The following is an 18,584-nucleotide window of genomic DNA, read 5'->3' as shown; positions in this document are numbered from 1 at the left end:
CGCGTCAGCGGCGAGCGGTAACGATAAGCCATGGCATTTCTCCTTTGCGTTGCGGGCACCCTGCCAAAGACATGGGTGTTCGCAAAGGCAAAGCACGTCCCCTCACGGCATTGTTGAATCGGCGTTACTGCGCGGAAAGACGATATGCATGGGGGTCGACGACCCGTCGGGCTGCACAAGACGCACATGGCGGCGGCGCAAGAGGCGCGGCTCGGTCACGCCCACCGAATGGGCGATGGTCTCCACCTCCTTGATGATGCCCTTGGCATAGAGGGTGACGCGGGTCTCCTTGCGTTCCACCACCAGCCCCTTTTGCAATCGCGCATCATGCGTGGTGATGCCGGTGGGGCAGGTGTTCTTGTTGCATTTCAGCGCCTGGATGCAGCCCAGCGCGAACATGAAGCCGCGCGCCGAAGTCACGAAATCCGCGCCCGCCGCCAGCGCCCAGGCCACATCGCCGGGATTCATCAGCTTGCCGGAGGCCACCAGCCGGATACGATCCTTCAATCCGGCGGTGTCGCGCAGGTCCGACACCATCAAGAGGCTCTCCCGGATCGACATGCCGACAAGATCCATCAGCGGCATGGGTGACGCCCCGGTGCCGCCCTCGCCGCCATCCAGCGTGATGAAGTCCGGCGCGCTTTCGGGGCCGCGCTCGTTGATCAGGGCAAAGAGTTCCTCGAACGGTTCGCGCCCGCCCGCGACGGTCTTGATGCCGACGGGCTTGCCGGTGACCTCGCGGATATGGGCGATCATGTCCAAGAGGTCGGCGTGGGTCTCGATCTCGGGGTGGCGGTTGGGCGACAGGCTGTCCTGGCCGATCGGGATGCCGCGGATCTCGGCGATCTCGGCATTGACCTTCTCGCCGGGCAGGATGCCGCCCTTGCCGGGTTTCGCGCCCTGCGCCAGCTTGATCTCGAACATGCGCACGGTTACATGCGCCGCGATCTTGCGCAGCCGGTCGTCGTTCAGCGTGCCGTCAGGGTTGCGCACGCCGTATTTCGCGGTGCCGATCTGAAAGACGATGTCGCAGCCGCCCTCGAGGTGGAACGGCGACAGCGCCCCCTCGCCGGTGTTCAGCCAGATATTGGCCGCCTTCGCCCCCCGGCTCAGGGCGCGCACGGCAGGCTTGGAAATCGCGCCATAGCTCATGCCCGAGATGTTGAAGAAGGACGGGGCCATGTAAGGGTGGCGCGCATAGGGGCCGATCTCCATCGGCTCGGTCGAGGCATATTGATCGTCCAGCGGCGGGAAGGGCGAATTGACGAAGATCGGCGTGCCGGGGATCTCCAGGTTGCGGGTGGAGCCGAAGGCCAGCGTGTTCGACCCGCCATCGGCGGTATGCTTGACCCAGTCGCGCTGCGCCCGGTTGAAGGGCAATTCCTCGCGGTCCATGGCGAAGAAATACTGCCGGAAGAACTCGCCCAGCGCGGTAAAGATGTGCCGGAACCGCCCGATGACGGGGTAGTTGCGCCGGATCGCGTCGCCCGTCTGCACCCGGTCGATGATCGCCAGCACCACGATGATCAGCGCGACCAGCCCGAGGATGAAGACGAAAGCCTGCGCCAGAATCTCCAGAAATGCGTTCATCATCGGCCTGCGTCCCCCCTCGCGGTGCCCGGCCAGCTTGCCCGCTGGCGGCGCATCGCGCAATCGGCCATCGCGAAGCACGATCAGCCCGGCCCACCGACATCCCGATGATGCTGCTCCATGAACGGGGTCATACAAACCCTGATCGGGGTTCCGCCGCCCGGCAGATAGCAAAACGCCCCCGAGATCATCGGGGGCGTTTCATTCTTCAGTGAACCACGGCTTCCTCGGGCGGTTGCCGGTTCGAGGAACTGACGCGGTCGCCCACGATCAGCCCGTCGGTTCCGGCGCTCACCGGCACGGTCTCGCAATCCTTGACCTCAGCCGCCAAAAGCATCTCGGCCAGCGGGTTCTGCAACGCGCGTTGGATCACCCGCTTGAGGGGCCTTGCGCCGAAGACCGGGTCATAGCCCTCATCGGCCAGCCACTTGATCGCGCCCTCATCCAGCTCCAGCGTGATCTTGCGATCCGCCAGACGGCGGCGCAGATGGCCAAGCTGGATCTCGACAATCCCATCCATGTCATCGCGGCTGAGCCGGTCGAAGATGATGGTCTCGTCCAGTCGGTTGAGGAACTCGGGCCGGAAATGCGCCCGCACCGCGTCCATCACGTCGCGCTTGGCGTCGCTGGCATCCGCCCCTTCCGGCAGTTGGCTCAGCGCCTGCGCGCCCAGGTTCGAGGTCAGCACGATCAGCGTCTGCTTGAAATCGACCGTGCGGCCCTGACCATCGGTCAGCACGCCATCGTCCAGCACCTGCAACAGCACGTTGAACACATCCGGATGCGCCTTCTCGACCTCGTCGAACAGCACGACCTGATAGGGCCTGCGCCGCACGGCCTCGGTCAGCACGCCGCCCTCGTCATAGCCGACATAGCCCGGAGGCGCGCCGATCAGGCGGGCAACGGCGTGTTTCTCCATGAATTCGCTCATGTCGACCCGCACCATCGCGTGTTCGTCGTCGAAGAGATAGGCGGCCAGCGCCTTGGTCAGCTCCGTCTTGCCGACACCCGTGGGGCCAAGCATCAGGAACGAGCCCAGCGGCCGGTTCTCGTCATGCAGACCCGCCCGCGCGCGGCGCACGGCGTCCGAGACGGCCTTGACCGCCGTGCGCTGACCAATCACGCGCTTGCCAAGCTCGGCCTCCATGCGCAGCAGCTTGTCGCGCTCGCCCTCCAGCATCTTGGAGGTCGGGATGCCGGTCCAGCGCTCGACGACGCTGGCGATCTGCTCGGGCCGCACGGCTTCCTCGACCATGACATCGTCGTCATGATCCTCGGCTTCCGCCAACTGCTTCTCAAGCTGCGGAATGACGCCGTAAGACAGCTCGCCCGCCTTGGCCAGATCGCCCGCCCGCTTGGCCTGGTCCAACTCGGCCCGCGCATGGTCCAGCCGTTCCTTGAGGTTGCGCGCGCTTTCCAGCTTGTCGCGTTCCGACTGCCATTGCGCCGTCATCTCGGACGAGCGCTCCTGCAACTCGGCCAGGTCCTTCTCCAGCTTGACCAGCCGATCCTTGGAGGCCGCGTCATCCTCTTTCTTCAACGCCTCGGCCTCGATCTGCTTTTGCAGGATGTCACGGTCCAGCGCGTCCAGCTCCTCGGGCTTGCTATCGACCTCCATCCGCAACCGGCTGGCCGCCTCGTCCATCAGGTCGATGGCCTTGTCGGGCAGGAAGCGGTCGGTGATGTAGCGTTCGGACAATTGCGCGGCGGCCACAAGCGCGGCGTCGCTGATCCGCACCCCGTGGTGCAACTCGTACTTCTCCTTGATCCCGCGCAGGATGCTGATCGTGTCGGCCACCGTCGGCTCTTCGACCAGAAGCGGCTGGAACCGGCGGGCAAGGGCCGCGTCCTTCTCGACATATTTGCGGTACTCATTCAGCGTGGTCGCCCCGACGCAGTGCAACTCGCCCCGCGCCAATGCCGGTTTGATCAGGTTGGCCGCATCCATCGCGCCATCCGATTTACCCGCGCCCACCAGCGTGTGCATCTCGTCGATGAAGAGGATGATCTCACCGGCTGCCGCCGAGATTTCATTAAGGACGGCCTTCAGCCGCTCCTCGAATTCACCACGATATTTCGCGCCCGCAATCAGCGCGCCCATATCCAGCGACATCAGCGTCTTGTTGCGCAGGCTTTCGGGCACATCGCCATCGACGATGCGCATGGCAAGGCCCTCCGCGATCGCGGTCTTGCCCACGCCCGCCTCACCGATCAGGACCGGGTTGTTCTTGGTCCGGCGGGAAAGCACCTGCATCGCCCGACGAATTTCCTCGTCACGGCCGATAATGGGGTCGATCTTGCCCTCGCGCGCCGCCGCTGTCAGGTCGCGGGCGTATTTCTTGAGGGCCTCATAGTTGTCCTCGGCACTGGCGGAATCCGCCGTGCGCCCCTGCCGGATATCGTTGATCGCGGCATTCAGCACCTGCGCGTTGACGCCTCCGGCCTCCAGCGCCTCGCGCGCCTTGGACTTGACCATCGCCAGCGCGGTCAGCAGCCGTTCGACGGCGACGAAACTGTCACCGGCCTTCTCGGCCAGCTTCTCGGCCTCGCCCATGACCTTGGCGGTCTGGCTGTCCATGTAAAGCTGCCCGCCACCGTCGCCGGTCACCTTGGGCAGTTTCGACAGCGCCAGGTTGGCGCTTTCAGCCACGCGCGCCACATCCCCGCCCGCGCGGGTGATGAGGTTGGCGGCCATGCCCTGATCGTCGTCAAGCAGCGCCTTCAGCAGATGTTCGGGAACCAGTTTCTGGTGGTCTTCACGCTGGGCAATGGTCTGCGCCGCCTGAAGAAAACCGCGTGCGCGGTCGGTGAACTTCTCCAAGTTCATGTGCTCTCTCCTTTTCACAAGCGCCCGGGATCTGCCCGCCCGTCAAAGCGGCGCGCGGCAAGGTTCGGGCCTTGTCAGATAGATGGGGAGCAGGGCAGGCGTTCGCAAGAGCGCAACCCGCGCGAAGAGCCGCGTCAGACAAGCACCCAGATCAGCAAGATCAGGGCGATGACCAGGACACCGCCCCACAATGCCCCCGGACGGAACGCGCGGCGCTGCTGGGTCATCAGCCGCTCTTCCTCGGATTGGGGCGGGTGTGCGCCGGGGTCGACGCCGTGGGTCGGGTCATCCGTCACCGCCCTGTTCGGCGGGGTCGCGGCCTCACCGGAGAGGGGGTCGCGGCGGACATATTCGGGGTCATGGCTGGTTTCGCGGGCAGGCATGGCTTCGGTCTCCTTTCGGCAAAGGGTCTCAAGACCAAACCCCTTGCCGGTGGCCTTTGTTCCGCAGTCCTGCGAAACCGGGGGGAGAGGCACCATATTCGCGCCAGGGCGGTCCGGGTTTCAGGCGCCGGCGAAGGCAGAAGGCCGGTTTGCAACTGGTCCGGCAGGCATGTTTCGCGCGCCCCTGACGATTTCTGAAAAAACTTTGAAACCTTTTGCCGCGCCCGCGCGTCTTACAGGTATCAGACGATTGAAACCACGAAGGAGCCGGAGACAATGCGTATCGACCTGACCCATGTCGCCTATGACGCGCAGCACGCCTGTTTCCGGGCGGATGCCATTCTGCATCACGGCTCGCACCACCGCGCCATCACCTGTGCCTGGCACGGGCCGCGCGATGCCTCCTTCCCCGAAATCAGCGTGGGCCTCAGCAACGAGGCCAGACGCGCAAGGAAATAGAGTTCCCCAAGGCGCGGCCCTCTTGAGGCCGGGGTTGTCCCTCCCCCGCTTCTTCCCCCGGGGGCCGCGCCACCTTAGAACACCCAGGCGGACCCCTGCCCCTCCGTCCTGCTTGGGTTCTCGGCCCGGATCCGCGGTTTGTCCCTCCCGCGCATCCGGGCCGAAGTCTGTCTGGTGGATGGACAGCCACGCCGCCCGCGACTAATCACGCGAGGAGTGCGGAAAAACGGGGGAGAATGGCATGAGCGATGACCGGCTGATCGTGGGGCTCGACCTGCCCAACGCCATGGCAGGGCTGGAGATGGCCGAGCGTCTCGGCGATGCCGTGGGGTTCTACAAGATCGGGCTCGGCATGCTGACCGGCGGCGGCCTCGCGCTGGCCAATGAGCTGAAGCAGGAGCATGGCAAGCGCATCTTCCTGGATATGAAGCTGTTCGATATCAGCGCCACGGTCGAGGCGGCGGTGCGGGGCCTGGCGCAGTTCGACCTCGATTTCCTGACCGTGCATGGCGACCCGCATGTGGTGCGCGCCGCCAAGCAAGGTGCCGCGGGAACCGGCCTCAAGATCCTCGGCGTGACCATCCTGACCTCGCTGGACCGGGCCGACCTGGACGCTTGCCTGATCCGCGACGGCGACATGGCCGACCTGGTGGTCGAGCGCGCGGGCCGGGCGTTTGAAGCCGGGGCCGACGGCATCATCGCCTCACCGCAGGAGGCCGCCCGCATCCGCGCCCTGCCCGAAGCCCAGGGCCGGTTGATCGTCACCCCCGGCGTGCGTCCGGCGGGCAGCGACCTGGGCGACCAGAAGCGGATCGCGACCCCGGCCCGGGCAATCGCCGACGGGGCCGATCACATCGTTGTGGCGCGCCCCGTGATACGGGCCGCGGACCCGGCCGCGGCGGCGCGGACCATCCTGGACGAGATCGCGGGGGTCTGAGCGCAGCGCAAGTGGGGGCCAGCCCCCACACCCCCGAGGTATTTCTGGCAAAATGAAAGACAATTTTAGTCGAATTGTCCCGAGTTGGGGCCGCGTCAGTTCTCGTTGATGTCGCTGTCGAAGGTTTTCACCTGGCCCCGGCGCACGCCCAGAACCTTGCGCAGCGCCAGCCAGGCAATCAGCGACAGCACCGCGTAGCCCAGGATCATCGCGGGCACGGATCCGACCAGCAGCGCCGCCAGCGGCCCGCCGATGATCAGGACCAGCGCCACCGCCGCCGCCCCGATGGCGAAGCCGAGCAGCACATAGGCGGGCATCAAGACCTCACCGATGGCCAGCACGATCGCGGCTGCGGCCCAGAACCACCATTCCGACAGCATCAGCCCCGTCCTTTCAGCATCTGGAACGCCTTGCCGAAGGCATCGGCGGCATCGGCGGGCACCACGATGGTCTGGGTGCCGGCGCTCTGCCCCATCAGGGCAATCGATTCGACCTGTTTCAGCGCGATCTGGTATTGCGCCGCTTCGAGCCCGTTCTCGGCGATGGCGGCGGCGACGGCGCGGGTGGCATAGGCCTCGGCATCGGCCTGTATCTTGCGCGCCTCGGCGGACTTCTCGGCAGCGTAGAGCTGCGCGTCGGCGGCCAGTTCGACGGCCCGTCTCTGGCCCTCGGCCTCGGTCACATGCGCCCGCCGCGCCCGTTCCGCGTTCAACTGCTGCAACATCGCGTCCCGCGTCGCCTGGTCGAGGTTCACATCCAGCAACTCGGCCCGCGTCACCTCGATTCCCCAGTCATCCACCGCCTGTTCGACGCTGCGCTTGATCTGCACGATCAGCTGGTCGCGGTTCGATTGCACCTCGTCGAGATCCATCTTGCCGATCTCGGCGCGCACGATCCCCGCCACGGTGGTCGAGATCGCGGCATCCACGTCGCGGATCCGGTAGACGGTCTTTTCAGGCTCCAGGATGCGGTAGAACACGGATGTGTCGATCTGCACCAGCACGTTGTCCTTGGTGATCGCGTCCTGGCTGGCATTGGGCAATTGCCGCTCCAGGATCGAGATCTTGTGCGCCACCCGGTCGAGGAAGGGCACGATGAAGTTGATCCCCGGCCCAAGCACCGATTTCAGCCGTCCGAACCGTTCGACGACGAATTTCTGGCTCTGCGGCACGATGCGAATGCCAAGGTAGACGCAAAGCAGGATGAAGCCTGCCAGCAGGAGTATCACGATGTTGCCGCCAAGCAGCCCATCCAGAATGGCTTCGAAATCCATGATGCTATCCTCGTTTTTCATCTATGCGACTATGCAATGGGTCCATGAAACGTGCTAGATCAGTTTTGGCCCCGAACGGCCCCTGCCACAAGCCTTGATTGCCCGATGCCCGCCCTTTGCCGCGATTGCCTGACCCGGTTCGATGCCGGACGACGCTGCCCCGCCTGTGGGCGGCCCCGCATCGTGGCGCATGCGGAGCTCTTCGATCTCGCCATCGCGCATATGGATTGCGACGCCTTCTATGCCAGTGTCGAGAAACGCGACAACCCGGAGTTGTGCGACAAGCCGGTGATCATCGGCGGCGGCAAGCGCGGCGTGGTCTCCACGGCCTGCTACATCGCGCGCATCAAGGGCGTGCGCTCGGCGATGCCGATGTTCCAGGCGCTGAAACTCTGCCCCGAGGCGGTGGTGGTGCGGGGCCGGATGGAGGTGTATGTCGAGACCTCGCGCCGGATCCGCGCGATGATGGAGGAGATGACCCCGGCCATCGAGCCGCTTTCCCTGGACGAGGCGTTCATGGACCTCACCGGCACCGAGAAACTGCACGGGGTGCCGCCTGCCGTGATGCTGGCCCGCCTTACCCGCCGGATGCAGGCAGAGCTTGGGATCACCGGCTCGATCGGCCTCAGCCACAACAAGTTCCTGGCCAAGATCGCCTCGGATCTCGACAAGCCGCGCGGGTTCTCGGTGATCGGCGCAGCCGAGACGGTGGAGTTCCTCGACCCCAGGCCGGTCGGCCTGATCTGGGGCATCGGCGCGGTCGGGCAGGCGGCGCTGGACAAGGCGGGCATCCGCACCTTCGCCGATCTCAGGCGATGGGACCGGCAGGATCTGCATGCGCGCTTCGGATCCATGGGGGATCGCCTCTGGCACCTCGCGCGCGGGCAGGATCACCGCCGGGTCAGCCGCAATGCCCCGATGAAAAGCCTCTCATCAGAGACCACGTTTTTCGAGGACACGTCCGACCCCGATCTGCTGGACGGCCATATCTGGCGGCTGGCCGAGAAGGTCTCGGACCGCCTCAAGGCCAAGCGCATCGCGGGCCGGGTCGTGGTGCTGAAACTCAAGCGGGCCGATTTCACCCTGATCTCGCGCCGCCGCAGCCTGGAGGACGCAACCCAACTGACCGACCGCATCTACCGCGCAGCAAAGGCGATGTTCGACCAGGTGCCGCAGGGAAAACCCTACCGCCTGCTCGGCGTCGGCGTATCGGATATGGTGGCCGAGGACCACGCCGACCGCAGCGGCAACCTGCTCGACCCGCAGGAGGCCGCCCGTATCAAGGCCGAACGCGCCAGCGACGAGATTCGGCGCAAATTCGGTGCCGATGCGATCGTCAAAGGCCGCTCTCTGCGTTAACCCCACATCAAGGTTCAAGCACTTTGCGTTTGTCTTGAATCGATAGACGCTGCCTCTCCCTGCGGTCGAACGCGCCTTTCGATGCAGTGGGGATCAGATGAAACGCAGAATGCTGTAACGCCCGCCCCTTCTTTCATTTTGCCCAAAATACCTGCGCCCATTGCCCGGTAGGCGGCGAATGCCGACGTAAGGGGAGGCTCCCGACCCCCGCAACCTACTCCGCCGCCAGCGGCATCGCGCCATCGTCGGCCCCGATCATCTGCCGCATGACCCCGGTCATCAGCGCCTTCACATGGCGGAAATTCCCGTTCGGGCGGATCGTCGCCTCATCCATGTATAGCGACCGGTCGATCTCGATCTGGATCGCATGGGCCCCGCGTGAGGGCCGCCCGTAATGCTGCGCGATATAGGCCCCGGCAAAGGGGGTGTTGCGGCTGACCACGAGGCCGCTGCCCTGAAACGCCGCCTCCAGCGCGTCGACCGTCATCGCCCCGGCCGAGGCCCCGAAGCGGTCGCCGATCACCACGTCGGGGCGCGGGGTGCCGGGGCTGCGGGCAACGTTTTCCAGCGCCTCATGCGGCATCGAATGGATGTCCAGCAGCACCGCCTGGCCGAACCCCGCAAGCGTGTCGGTCATCAGCCGCTCCAGGCAATCGTGATAGGGGTGCCAGACCGCGTCCAGCCGCGCCTCGGCCTCGCGCCTCGTCAGCTTGCCGCGATAGATCAGCCGCCCGTTCGCCACCACGCGCGGGATCACGCCCAAACCGGAGGACACGCGCGGATTGGACGGCACGCGGGCCACGCCCTCGATCACGGCGGGGTCCAGCTCGTCGCAGCTGCGGTTGAGGTCGATATAGGCGCGCGGGTACTCGGCGGCCAGCAAGGGCGCGCCAAGCGCCGGGGCCTCGCCCACCAGCATATCGACAAAGGCATCCTCGGAGGACCGGATGCTGCGTTCGTCCAGGATCGTGCTGCGCGCAAAGCTCCACGGGTAGTGCCGGCCCGAATGCGGCGAGGCCACAATGACCGGTCCGGCCTGCCTGTCGGGCAACTCGAGCCGGTAGGCCGGACGGGAGGGGGAACGCTCTGTCATCGCCTGTCATATTGCGCGATTCTGACGCGCTTCAAAAGCCCTTGAACACCTGCCCGACTCCTTTTATAGACCCCCTACCCAACGTGGCGATGCTGCGGCTGGCCGGTGTCCGGTTTGTCCAGTTTCGCGATTTAGGGGGTGATTAGCTCAGCGGTAGAGCACTTCGTTGACATCGAAGGGGTCACTGGTTCGATCCCAGTATCGCCCACCATTTTCCGCCCTTGTCCCAAGGGCATAACCCCAAGGCGCATCGCCGCGCCGCGATAGAGGAGAGGACCGATGAAGGTCAGAAACTCGCTCCGTTCGCTCAAGCAGCGTCACCGCGATTGCCGCGTCGTGCGCCGTAAGGGCCGTGTCTATGTGATCAACAAGACGCAGCGCCGGTTCAAGGCCCGCCAGGGCTGAACCTGCCACCAGAGCAGACTCGAAAAAGCGCCGCGAGGGACATCCCCCCGCGGCGCTTTTCTTGCGATGCGGCGATCCGCATTTCTGCCTGACCCAAGACCCGAGGTGGATCGAAAAGCGCGTTCCGCCCGACGGGCAGGCAATGTTGGACAATCGCGAACCTGGCGCGCAACGGCATCGGGCGCGGGTCAGTTGTTCCCGCCCAATGCCTCCACGGTCAATAGCGCCATGGTCTGCCGATCCAGCATGCCGGTCTCCTCCAGGCCCCGCGACCGCTGATAACGGCGCAGCGACGCGACGATATCGGCCTCGGACACATTGCCATTCGGCAACAACCCCACACGGCGCAATCCGGTGGCCGCAAGCTGAAGCTGCGCCTGTGACATCTGCCCGATCGCCGGATCGCTGGGGCCGCCGGTCAGCGCGTCGATCCGGGCCTGCGCCTCGGCGGCATGGGCGCCCTCGCTGAAATCGTCCAGATACTGGCGATAGGCCGCGACCGTGTCCTGGTCGCGCGCAGTGCGCCAGGCCTGTTCGTCGGCGTTCCCGGTCTGCAATCGCTGCCGCGCGTCGTCGGCATGGCGGCCGTCGGGGTAGATGTTCAGGTAATCGCGATAGGCCTGCGCGGTGCCCGCATTCACGGCCGCCTGCCAGGCCTGGTTATCGGCCTGGATTTCGTTGATCCGCGCGCGGGCCCGCTGGACATGCGGGCTGTCCGGATAGGTGTTGATGAAGGCGCGATAGGCGTCCAGCGTGTCTTCGGCGCGCGCCTGCTGCCACGCCTGCCCGTGATTGCCCGCCGTGACCAGCGCATTCAACTGCTGGCGCGCGGTCTGGTTGAAGATGCCCTGCGGATAGCGTTGCAGATAGGCGCGCAGGCCCGCCTCGGTGCCATTCGCCCCGGTCTGGCTCCAGTAATCGCGATCCTGCTGCGCATCGATATCCTCCAGCCGCTGGCGGGCGAGTCCCGCGAACTGGCCCTGCGGATAGCGTTGCAGGTAGGCGCGCAAGCCCGCCTCGTTGGTGCCGCGCCCGGTCTGGTTCCAATAGTCTATATCGGCCTGCTCGGCGCGCGCCTCCTCGATGGCGGCGATACGTTCGCGGGCAATCTCGGCGAACTCTCCGTTGGGATAGCGGTTCAGATAGGCGCGCAGGCCCGCCTCGTCATTGCCGCTGCCGGTCTGCTGCCAAAAGGCGCGGTCCTGGGCCTGAAGCTCGGCCCGGCGCACCTCGCCCTGATCGGCCAGGCGCTGCACCTGGGCCGCGTCCAGGTAGCCCGTGGATTGCAGGTTGTTGTCCCGCTGCCAGGCCCGGATGCCGCCGCGCGTGCCCTGGCCAAAGATGCCGTCTATCCCCGCGCTGTAGTAATTCAGAATCGCAAGATCGCGCTGGATCTGGCGGCGCTGGGTGCGGTTGAGGCCAAGCGCGGCCTCCACCTCCTCGGGGGTCAATTGCGGCTGCGGCGGTTGCAGCGCCGCGATGCGGGCCTGCGCCTCGGCGGCGTAATAGCCGTTCGGATAGCGGTTCAGATAGGCCTGGTAGGCGAAGACATTGTTCAGCGCCACCATCGCCTCCCAATAGGATTGGTCGGCGGGCGGCACGGTGGGTGTCACGACGGGCGCGGGCATGAAAGGCTGATCGGGCGCGTTGATCGCCTGCACGCTCAACCCCGGTGCCCGCTCGAAGGCGGCGCGCAGGGGTCGGCCCTGCACCAGCAATTCGCGGGTGGCGAAACGGGCCACGGCGGCGGGGTGGCCGATGGCCAGCGTCACGCCCTCGGGCACCTCCAGGTTGCCAAGACCCTCGTTCAACCCCGGTCCCATCGGCAGGCCCTGGTCCTCGGGGCCCAACAGCACCAGCGCGCGGCCCTCCGAGGCCGCCGCGATATCCAGAAGCAACTGCACCGGGATGCCCGCGCCCGAGACCGAGCCAAGCCCCTGCACCCCGGCCTCGCGCCCAAGGAACCAGGTCAGCCCCTCGAAATGCACGAACCGGCCCGCCAGGATGATGACCATGCGGTCCTCTTCCTGCATGGCGACCAATTCGCCGACCAGCCCGCGCAGGGTCTCGGTATCGGCGTCGATGGCGCTGATCACCTCGAAGCCCGCGTGATCCAGCGGTTGCAGCGCCGTGCCGACATAGCGCGGCGCGCCGTAGCTGTTGGTGGCGATCCCATCGACAGTGCCGACGACAAAGGCGGTGTCGGCCTGCGCAGGCAGGGCCACCGACATCAAGAGCAATGCCCGAACAAACGATCCCATGTGAAAACCTCCTCTTAAATCGGGGGGCACACGAGATCAGTCGTAGCTGCGGCGATCCTCGATGACTTTGCCGTCATTCGGCAGGGATCCGACCGGAACGATCTCGATTCGCCCCCTCAACTTTAGCGTATCCAGAACCGATTGTTCATAAACGCTTGCGTCAGTGGCCTCGGTCTCCAGTTGCACCTGCATAACGTCCATCTCGCCTTCTCGTTCCGCGACGACGCGGGCGCGGGTCAGGTCTGGATGGCGCGCGACCAGGTCGGCGACCTGTTCGGGGCGCACGAACATGCCCTTGATCTTGGTGGTCTGGTCGGCGCGGCCCATCCAGCCCTTGATACGCATATTGGTGCGGCCACAGGGGCTTTCGCCTGCCATGACAGCGCTCAGATCGCCTGTGGCAAAGCGGATCAGCGGGTAATCGGGGTTCAGCGTTGTGACCACGACCTCGCCCACTTCGCCCTCGGCGACCGGATCCCCGGTGCCGGGGCGCACGATCTCGACGATCACGCCCTCATCGACGATCATCCCCTCGATCGCGGCGCTTTCATAGGCGATATTGCCCAGATCGGCGGTGGCATAGCTTTGCAGGCAGGCGATGCCCCGGTCGGCATATTCCTGCCGCAGGCTGGGGAACAGCGCCCCGCCGCCCACCACCGCCTTGGTGATCGACAGCGAAAGCCCCATCTGGTCGGCCTTGTCCAGGATCACCTTCAGGAAATCCGGCGTGCCCGCATAGGCGGTGACGCCGATGTCATGCGCGGCGCGGGCTTGCAGCTCGGTCTGGCCGGTGCCCGCGGGCAGCACGGTCGCCCCCACGGCGCGCGCCCCCGATTCGAAGATCATGCCGGCGGGCGTCAGGTGATAGCCGAAACAGTTCTGCACGATATCGCCCTTGCCCACACCGGCGGCATGCAGGAACCGGCCCATGCGCCACCAGTCATCACCGATGTTGCCGGGCTCATAGATCGGCCCGGGGCTTTGGAAGATATGCGCGAATCCGCTGACCGGGCCCGCGAACCCGCCAAGCGGTGCCTCCCCCGCCTGCGCCTTGCCGATCTCGGATTTGCGCAGCACCGGCAGCGCGGCAAGCGCGGTGCGGTCGGTCACCGAGGCCGCGTCGATCCCGGCCAGAGAGGTTGCATACCCCGCCAACGCCTGCGCCCGCGCGATCTGCTCGGGCAGGGCCCTGGCGATATCGGCGGCCCGCTGATCGGCGCTGCGGGTTTCCAGCTTGTCGAAATGCGATGTCACAACAGCGTCCTTCATCAGCTCAACCACCTCTTGCGGCGACGATACGACCGCACATCGCGGAACGATTTGCGGCCCTCCTCGGACATGCCGAGGTAGAATTCCTTCACATCCGGGTTCTCGCGCAGGCTGGCGGCGGGGCCGTCCATCACGACGCGGCCCGATTCCAGGATGTAGCCGTAATGCGCGAAGCGCAGCGCCACGTTGGTGTTCTGCTCGGCCAGCAGGAAGGTCACGCCCTCGTTCTCATTCAGGCCCTTCACGATGCCGAAGATCTCCTCGACCAGTTGCGGGGCCAGGCCCATCGAGGGCTCATCCAGCAAAATGGTCTCCGGGCGGCTCATCAGCGCGCGGCCGATGGCGCACATCTGCTGTTCCCCGCCCGAGGTATAGCCCGCCTGGCTGCGGCGGCGTTCCTTGAGCCGGGGGAAATAGTCATAGACCAGATCGAGATCGGCGGCGATGGCAGCGCGCCCGTCCTTGCGGGTGTAGCTGCCGGTCAGCAGGTTTTCCTCGATGGTCAGGTGTTCGAAACAGTGGCGGCCCTCCATCACCTGGATCACGCCGCGTTCGACGAGGTCCGAGGGGCTGAGGTCCTGCACCCGCTCGCCGCGATAGACGATCGAGCCCTTGGTAACCTCGCCGCGCTCACTATGCAGCAGGTTGGACACGGCCTTCAGCGTCGTCGTCTTGCCCGCCCCGTTGCCGCCAAGCAGCGCGGTGATGCCGCCCTTGGGCACCTTCAGGCTGACGCCCTTCAGCACCAGGATGACGTGATTGTAGATCACCTCGATATTGTTGACCTCAAGCAGGGTGTCCTGATCGGTCGGTGCGGCGTCCAGCATGGCGAAATCTCCGGCCTCTCTCGGCCTAAATCAGTCGTGAAAGATGTCCCGGCGGCGGGCGCTGTGCCGCCGCCGGGGATGGTCTGGCGTCGGCTTACATCGCGCAGTCGCGCGGCTCGATTCCGCTTTCTTCCGCGAAGGCCATCGAGTCTTCCTCGATCAGCGGCTGCGTGACGGAATCGTCGGGCGCGATGAAATCGGTCAGCGTGACCCATTCCTGATCGGCGGCGTTCCACTGCTGGATACGGCCCATGCCGGGGCCGCCATGGTTGGCGCAGGTCACCTCAAAGGCGGGGCCGACGCCGGGCATGCCCAGTTCTTCCATCCGCTCTTCGGTGATTTCCAGCGCTTCCATGCCGTCGCGCATCATGGATGCGTCGATCTGGTCGACACCGTGGATTTCCTGCGCAGTGCGAGCGGCCTCGGCGGCCAGCATCGCGGCATACATGCCACGGGTATAGAGCACTGAGCCGAGGTTCGAGCCGTCACCGGCGGCAAGGCCGGCATCATGCACATACTGCTGGATCTCGTCGAAGACCGGCAGATCGCCCAGCACGTTCATGTTCAGCGACAGGTAGCCATCGGCATCGGCACCGGCGGGCATCACGTCATGTTCGGCACCGGCCCACCAGTTGCCGATGAACTGATCCATCGGATACCGGATGTTGGCGGCTTCCTGCACCGCGACCTGGTTCATCACGCCCCAGCCCCACATCACGACATAATCGGGACGCTCGCGGCGGATGGTCAGCCATTGGTTGCCCTGTTCCTGGCCGGGGTGATCGACGGCCAGTTGCACCAGCTCGAAGCCATGCTCCTCGGCCAGGATCTCCAGCGTGCGGATCGGCTCGCGGCCATAGGCCGAGTTGTGGTAGAGCAGCGCGATCTTCTGGCCCTCCAGCGAGCCCTCATTCTGCTCCAGCAGGTAGTTGATGATCACCGATGCGCCATCCCAGTAATTCGCCGGGTAGTTGAAGACCCATTCGAACACTTCGCCATTGGCGGCCGAGGTGCGGCCATAGCCCATCGTGTGCAGCGGGATGCCATCGGCGGTCACGCGCGGGATCAGCTGGTAGGTGATGCCGGTCGACAGCGGCTGATAGACCAGCGCGCCTTCACCGCGGGTGGCCTCGTAGCATTCCACGCCGCGCTCGGTGTTATAGGCGGTCTCGCATTCGGGCACGCGCGTCATCACGCCGCCGATGCCGCCGTCACGCTCGTTCAGCAGCGTGAAGTAGTCGGCATAGCCATCGGCAAAGGGGATGCCCCCCGCCGCATAGGGCCCGGTCCGGTAGCTCAGCGACGGGAACACGAGCTCGGCCATCGCCGGTCCCGCGGCCATCAGGCCCGCCACGGTCAGTGTCAGAAGTTTCTTCATCTTTGGTCCTCCCTTGGATCCTTTGGATGTCGTTGTTGTTGTGGCCCCACCCGTCAATGCGGGAACGGCCAGAGTCTCAGTTTTTCCTTCGCCAGGCGCCACAGCTGCGCCAGGCCATGCGGCTCGACGATCAGGAAGAAGACGATCAGCCCGCCGACGATGACGAATTGCAGATGCTGCACGATATCGGTGGGCCAGCCGAACATGTCGACGCCGACGATCTTCAGCACCACCGGCAACAGCACCATGAAGGCCGCCCCCGCGAAGCTGCCGAAGATCGACCCCAACCCCCCGATGATCACCATGAACAGCACGAGGAACGACTTGGAGATGCCGAAGGCTTCGCCGACCTCGACCGCGCCCAGGAAGATCGAGAACAGCAGCGCCCCGGACACGCCCACGAAAAACGAGGAGATCGCAAAGGCCGTCAGCTTGGCCTTCAGCGGGTTCACCCCGATGATCTCGGCGGCGATATCCATGTCGCGGATCGCCATCCATTGCCGCCCGACCGATCCGCGCGTCAGGTTGCGCGCGACCCAGGACAGCACGATGACAAAGCCCAGCGCAAAGAGGTATTTCACCCAGACCTCGGCATTCGGCCCGGTCACCGGCACCCCGAACATCATCCGCTCGGGCGCGTTGATCTGGCCCGAGGCGGAATAGTTGTAGAACCACGGCACCCGGTTGAAGATCCAGACCAGGAAGAACTGCGCCGCCAATGTCGCCACCGCCAGGTAGAACCCCTTGATCCGCAGGCTCGGCAGGCCAAAGAGAACGCCCACCCCCGCCGTGATCAGCCCCGACAGAAGCGTGATCGTCACCATGTCCATCCAGACAAAGGCCGTCATCAGCTTGTAGGTCGCATAGGCCCCCACCGCCATGAACCCGCCGGTGCCAAGGCTGACCTGCCCGCAATAGCCGGTCAGGATATTCAGCCCGATGGCGGCAATGGCATAGATCAGGAACGGGATCAGCAGCGCGTTGGCCCAGTAATCGTTGATGACAAGGGGAATGACGAAGACCGCCACGAATAGGACCGCCCAGTAGCGCCACCGGTCGAAGGCGATGGGAAAGGTCTGGTTGTCGGCGGCATAGGTGGTCTTGAAGTCACCTGCTTCACGATAGAACATCAGACGGTTTCCTCATCTTCGATTGTATGATCGGCCCGGTTGGCGGGCGTGGCGTAGCCGGTGCGCTCGGAATGGCGCACCAGCCAGAGATAGGCGAAGAGGCCCAGCCCCGCGCCGATGGCGGCAAGGATGACGGCCACGGTCACATGCCCGGTGTGACCGGCATCCGCGCTCAGCGCGAGATAGCCGAAGGCCCAGAACCCCGACCAGGCGATGACATTCAGGATCGCAATCAGCTTGGCCATGTCGCATCCCCCCTTGGGTGGATGGGTCCGCGCCCGCGCGGGTTCACCCACCATGCCGCACCGGCAGGGGCTCCGCCCGTCCCTCGCTGAAAACGCTCCACCGGAGCCCTTTCCCGGCGCTCGTCACACCCTCTCAATGATCTTCTCCCCAAAGAGGCCCTGCGGCCGGAACACGAGGAACAGCAGCGCCAGCACATAGGCGAACCAGTTTTCCGTCGCCCCCCCGATCAGCGGCCCGACCGAGAACTCGAACAATGCCTCGCCCACGCCGATGATCAGCCCGCCGACAATCGCGCCGGGGATCGAGGTGAAGCCGCCCAGCATCAGCACCGGCAGCGCCTTCAGCGCGATCAGGCTCAGCGAGAACTGAACCCCCGATTTCGCGCCCCACATGATGCCCGCAACCAGCGCGACAAAGCCCGCCAGCGACCACACGAGGATCCAGACGAAATTCAGCGAGATGCCCACCGACAGCGCCGCTTGGTGGTCATCGGCCACCGCCCGCATGGCGCGGCCCTGCTTGGTGTATTGCGCGAACGCCACCAGCCCGGCGACCAGCACGGCGGCCACGATGGTGGCGACGATATCGAGGTTGTCGATGAAGAAGCCGTAGCCGAACCAGTTGAAGGTGGTCTCGTCAATCGCCAGGTTGATGCCCTGAGGCAGGCCCACATCCAGCGTCCGGATCTCGGACCCCCACATCAGGTCGGCCACCCCTTCCAGGAAATAGGCAAGGCCGATGGTGGCCATGAAGAGGATGATCGGCTCCTGCCCCACGAGGTGCTTGAAGATCACCTTCTGCACGAAGAAGGCGAAGCCGACCATCACCAGCACCGTCAGAAGGATCGCCAGCAGCGCCGGCACATCCCAGCCGAAATCGTAGATCTCGGTGCCGAAGATGGCGTTGATCAGGTGACTGAACGGCACCCGCCCCTCCTGGATGCCGACCAGCGTCATGGCGGCGAAAAGGGCCATCACCCCTTGCGCATAATTGAAGATGCCGGAGGCCTTGAAGATCAGCACGAAGCCGAGCGCCACCAGCGAATACATCACGCCGGTCATCAGGCCGTTGAGCGTGACCTCCATCGCGAAGATGAGTTGTTCAGGCATGTCGCGGCCTCATTGCTAGGGTGTTAACGGGTTGGGTC

The 18,584-nt window shown here is 65.3% G+C and carries 18 protein-coding genes and 1 tRNA gene (1 of these 19 running past the window's edge); 5 read left to right on the top strand and 14 right to left on the bottom strand.

The features are described from left to right. From msrP to HNS34_RS05245, 4 genes are all read right to left on the bottom strand, one after another. Nucleotides 1-32: the beginning of a protein-methionine-sulfoxide reductase catalytic subunit MsrP gene (msrP, locus tag HNS34_RS05260; RefSeq protein ID WP_172318733.1), read on the bottom strand. Its footprint begins 874 nt before the window's first position; 32 of the gene's 906 nt are visible here — the first part of the coding sequence; it begins with the start codon at nucleotides 30-32; its stop codon lies off the left edge, out of view. A gap of 70 nt (nucleotides 33-102) precedes the next feature. Further along, nucleotides 103-1,590: an FMN-binding glutamate synthase family protein gene (locus tag HNS34_RS05255; RefSeq protein ID WP_172318907.1), complete on the bottom strand. Its 1,488-nt coding sequence runs from the start codon at nucleotides 1,588-1,590 to the stop codon at nucleotides 103-105. A 208-nt stretch (nucleotides 1,591-1,798) separates the two neighbouring features. After that, entirely contained in the window at nucleotides 1,799-4,417 is a 2,619-nt protein-coding gene (clpB, locus tag HNS34_RS05250; protein WP_172318731.1) for an ATP-dependent chaperone ClpB, read from the bottom strand. A gap of 134 nt (nucleotides 4,418-4,551) precedes the next feature. Continuing rightward, entirely contained in the window at nucleotides 4,552-4,800 is a 249-nt protein-coding gene (locus HNS34_RS05245) for a hypothetical protein (RefSeq protein WP_172318729.1), read from the bottom strand. A gap of 276 nt (nucleotides 4,801-5,076) precedes the next feature. Here HNS34_RS05245 and HNS34_RS05240 point away from each other — a divergent pair, with 276 nt between their 5' ends. Together HNS34_RS05240 and pyrF are read left to right on the top strand one after the other, a co-directional pair. Continuing rightward, entirely contained in the window at nucleotides 5,077-5,259 is a 183-nt protein-coding gene (locus tag HNS34_RS05240) for a hypothetical protein (protein ID WP_172318727.1), read from the top strand. Between the two features lie 241 nt (nucleotides 5,260-5,500). Further along, nucleotides 5,501-6,196: an orotidine-5'-phosphate decarboxylase gene (pyrF, locus tag HNS34_RS05235; RefSeq protein WP_172318725.1), complete on the top strand. Its 696-nt coding sequence runs from the start codon at nucleotides 5,501-5,503 to the stop codon at nucleotides 6,194-6,196. Between the two features lie 95 nt (nucleotides 6,197-6,291). On the opposite strand, the gene HNS34_RS05230 is transcribed toward pyrF, so the two are convergent. Together HNS34_RS05230 and HNS34_RS05225 are read right to left on the bottom strand one after the other, a co-directional pair. After that, entirely contained in the window at nucleotides 6,292-6,576 is a 285-nt protein-coding gene (locus HNS34_RS05230) for an NfeD family protein (RefSeq protein ID WP_172318723.1), read from the bottom strand. Further along, entirely contained in the window at nucleotides 6,576-7,469 is an 894-nt protein-coding gene (locus tag HNS34_RS05225) for an SPFH domain-containing protein (protein WP_172318905.1), read from the bottom strand. Before HNS34_RS05225 ends, HNS34_RS05230 begins: the two co-directional genes overlap by 1 nt. A gap of 105 nt (nucleotides 7,470-7,574) precedes the next feature. Between HNS34_RS05225 and HNS34_RS05220 the strand changes: the two genes are divergently transcribed. Then, on the top strand, nucleotides 7,575-8,828 hold the full coding sequence (locus tag HNS34_RS05220; protein ID WP_172318721.1) for a DNA polymerase IV: 1,254 nt from the start codon (nucleotides 7,575-7,577) through the stop codon (nucleotides 8,826-8,828). A gap of 214 nt (nucleotides 8,829-9,042) precedes the next feature. Here the strand turns inward: HNS34_RS05220 and HNS34_RS05215 are convergent, their stop codons facing one another. Continuing rightward, a complete protein-coding gene (locus tag HNS34_RS05215; RefSeq protein ID WP_172318719.1) occupies nucleotides 9,043-9,921 on the bottom strand; it encodes an N-formylglutamate amidohydrolase in 879 nt (292 codons plus the stop codon). Between the two features lie 136 nt (nucleotides 9,922-10,057). Here HNS34_RS05215 and HNS34_RS05210 point away from each other — a divergent pair. Further along, nucleotides 10,058-10,132, top strand: a tRNA-Val gene (locus HNS34_RS05210). A gap of 68 nt (nucleotides 10,133-10,200) precedes the next feature. Continuing rightward, nucleotides 10,201-10,326, top strand: a complete 126-nt coding sequence (gene ykgO / locus HNS34_RS05205) for a type B 50S ribosomal protein L36 (protein WP_010141322.1) — start codon at nucleotides 10,201-10,203, stop codon at nucleotides 10,324-10,326. A 188-nt stretch (nucleotides 10,327-10,514) separates the two neighbouring features. Here the strand turns inward: ykgO and HNS34_RS05200 are convergent, their stop codons facing one another. The 7 genes from HNS34_RS05200 to HNS34_RS05170 all read right to left on the bottom strand — a co-directional run bounded on the left by HNS34_RS05200 (nucleotide 10,515) and on the right by HNS34_RS05170 (nucleotide 18,546). Continuing rightward, entirely contained in the window at nucleotides 10,515-12,587 is a 2,073-nt protein-coding gene (locus HNS34_RS05200; RefSeq protein ID WP_172318717.1) for a peptidoglycan-binding protein, read from the bottom strand. 36 nt (nucleotides 12,588-12,623) lie between these two features. Further along, a complete protein-coding gene (locus HNS34_RS05195) occupies nucleotides 12,624-13,856 on the bottom strand; it encodes a phenylacetate--CoA ligase family protein (protein WP_172318715.1) in 1,233 nt (410 codons plus the stop codon). Continuing rightward, a complete protein-coding gene (locus HNS34_RS05190) occupies nucleotides 13,856-14,683 on the bottom strand; it encodes an ABC transporter ATP-binding protein (RefSeq protein ID WP_172318713.1) in 828 nt (275 codons plus the stop codon). Before HNS34_RS05190 ends, HNS34_RS05195 begins: the two co-directional genes overlap by 1 nt. 94 nt (nucleotides 14,684-14,777) lie before the next feature. Then, nucleotides 14,778-16,061: an ABC transporter substrate-binding protein gene (locus HNS34_RS05185; protein WP_172318711.1), complete on the bottom strand. Its 1,284-nt coding sequence runs from the start codon at nucleotides 16,059-16,061 to the stop codon at nucleotides 14,778-14,780. Nucleotides 16,062-16,114: 53 nt separating this feature from the next. Further along, nucleotides 16,115-17,191 (bottom strand): branched-chain amino acid ABC transporter permease, encoded by a 1,077-nt coding sequence (locus HNS34_RS05180; RefSeq protein ID WP_172318709.1) that lies wholly within the window; start codon nucleotides 17,189-17,191, stop codon nucleotides 16,115-16,117. Beyond that, nucleotides 17,191-17,436, bottom strand: coding sequence for a hypothetical protein (locus tag HNS34_RS05175; protein WP_172318707.1), 246 nt, complete (start codon nucleotides 17,434-17,436; stop codon nucleotides 17,191-17,193). Before HNS34_RS05175 ends, HNS34_RS05180 begins: the two co-directional genes overlap by 1 nt. 123 nt (nucleotides 17,437-17,559) lie before the next feature. After that, the gene (locus HNS34_RS05170; RefSeq protein WP_172318705.1) at nucleotides 17,560-18,546 is read right to left on the bottom strand and encodes a branched-chain amino acid ABC transporter permease; all 987 of its coding nucleotides are present in this window, start codon (nucleotides 18,544-18,546) and stop codon (nucleotides 17,560-17,562) included. Between the last annotated feature and the right edge of the window lie 38 nt (nucleotides 18,547-18,584).

The organism is Alterinioella nitratireducens (assembly GCF_013155465.1).
In the GTDB taxonomy this organism is placed as follows: Bacteria; Pseudomonadota; Alphaproteobacteria; order Rhodobacterales; family Rhodobacteraceae; genus Alterinioella; species Alterinioella nitratireducens.
The sequence above is the reverse complement of the archived record's forward strand: the minus strand, read 5'-3'. Positions and strand labels throughout refer to the sequence as shown.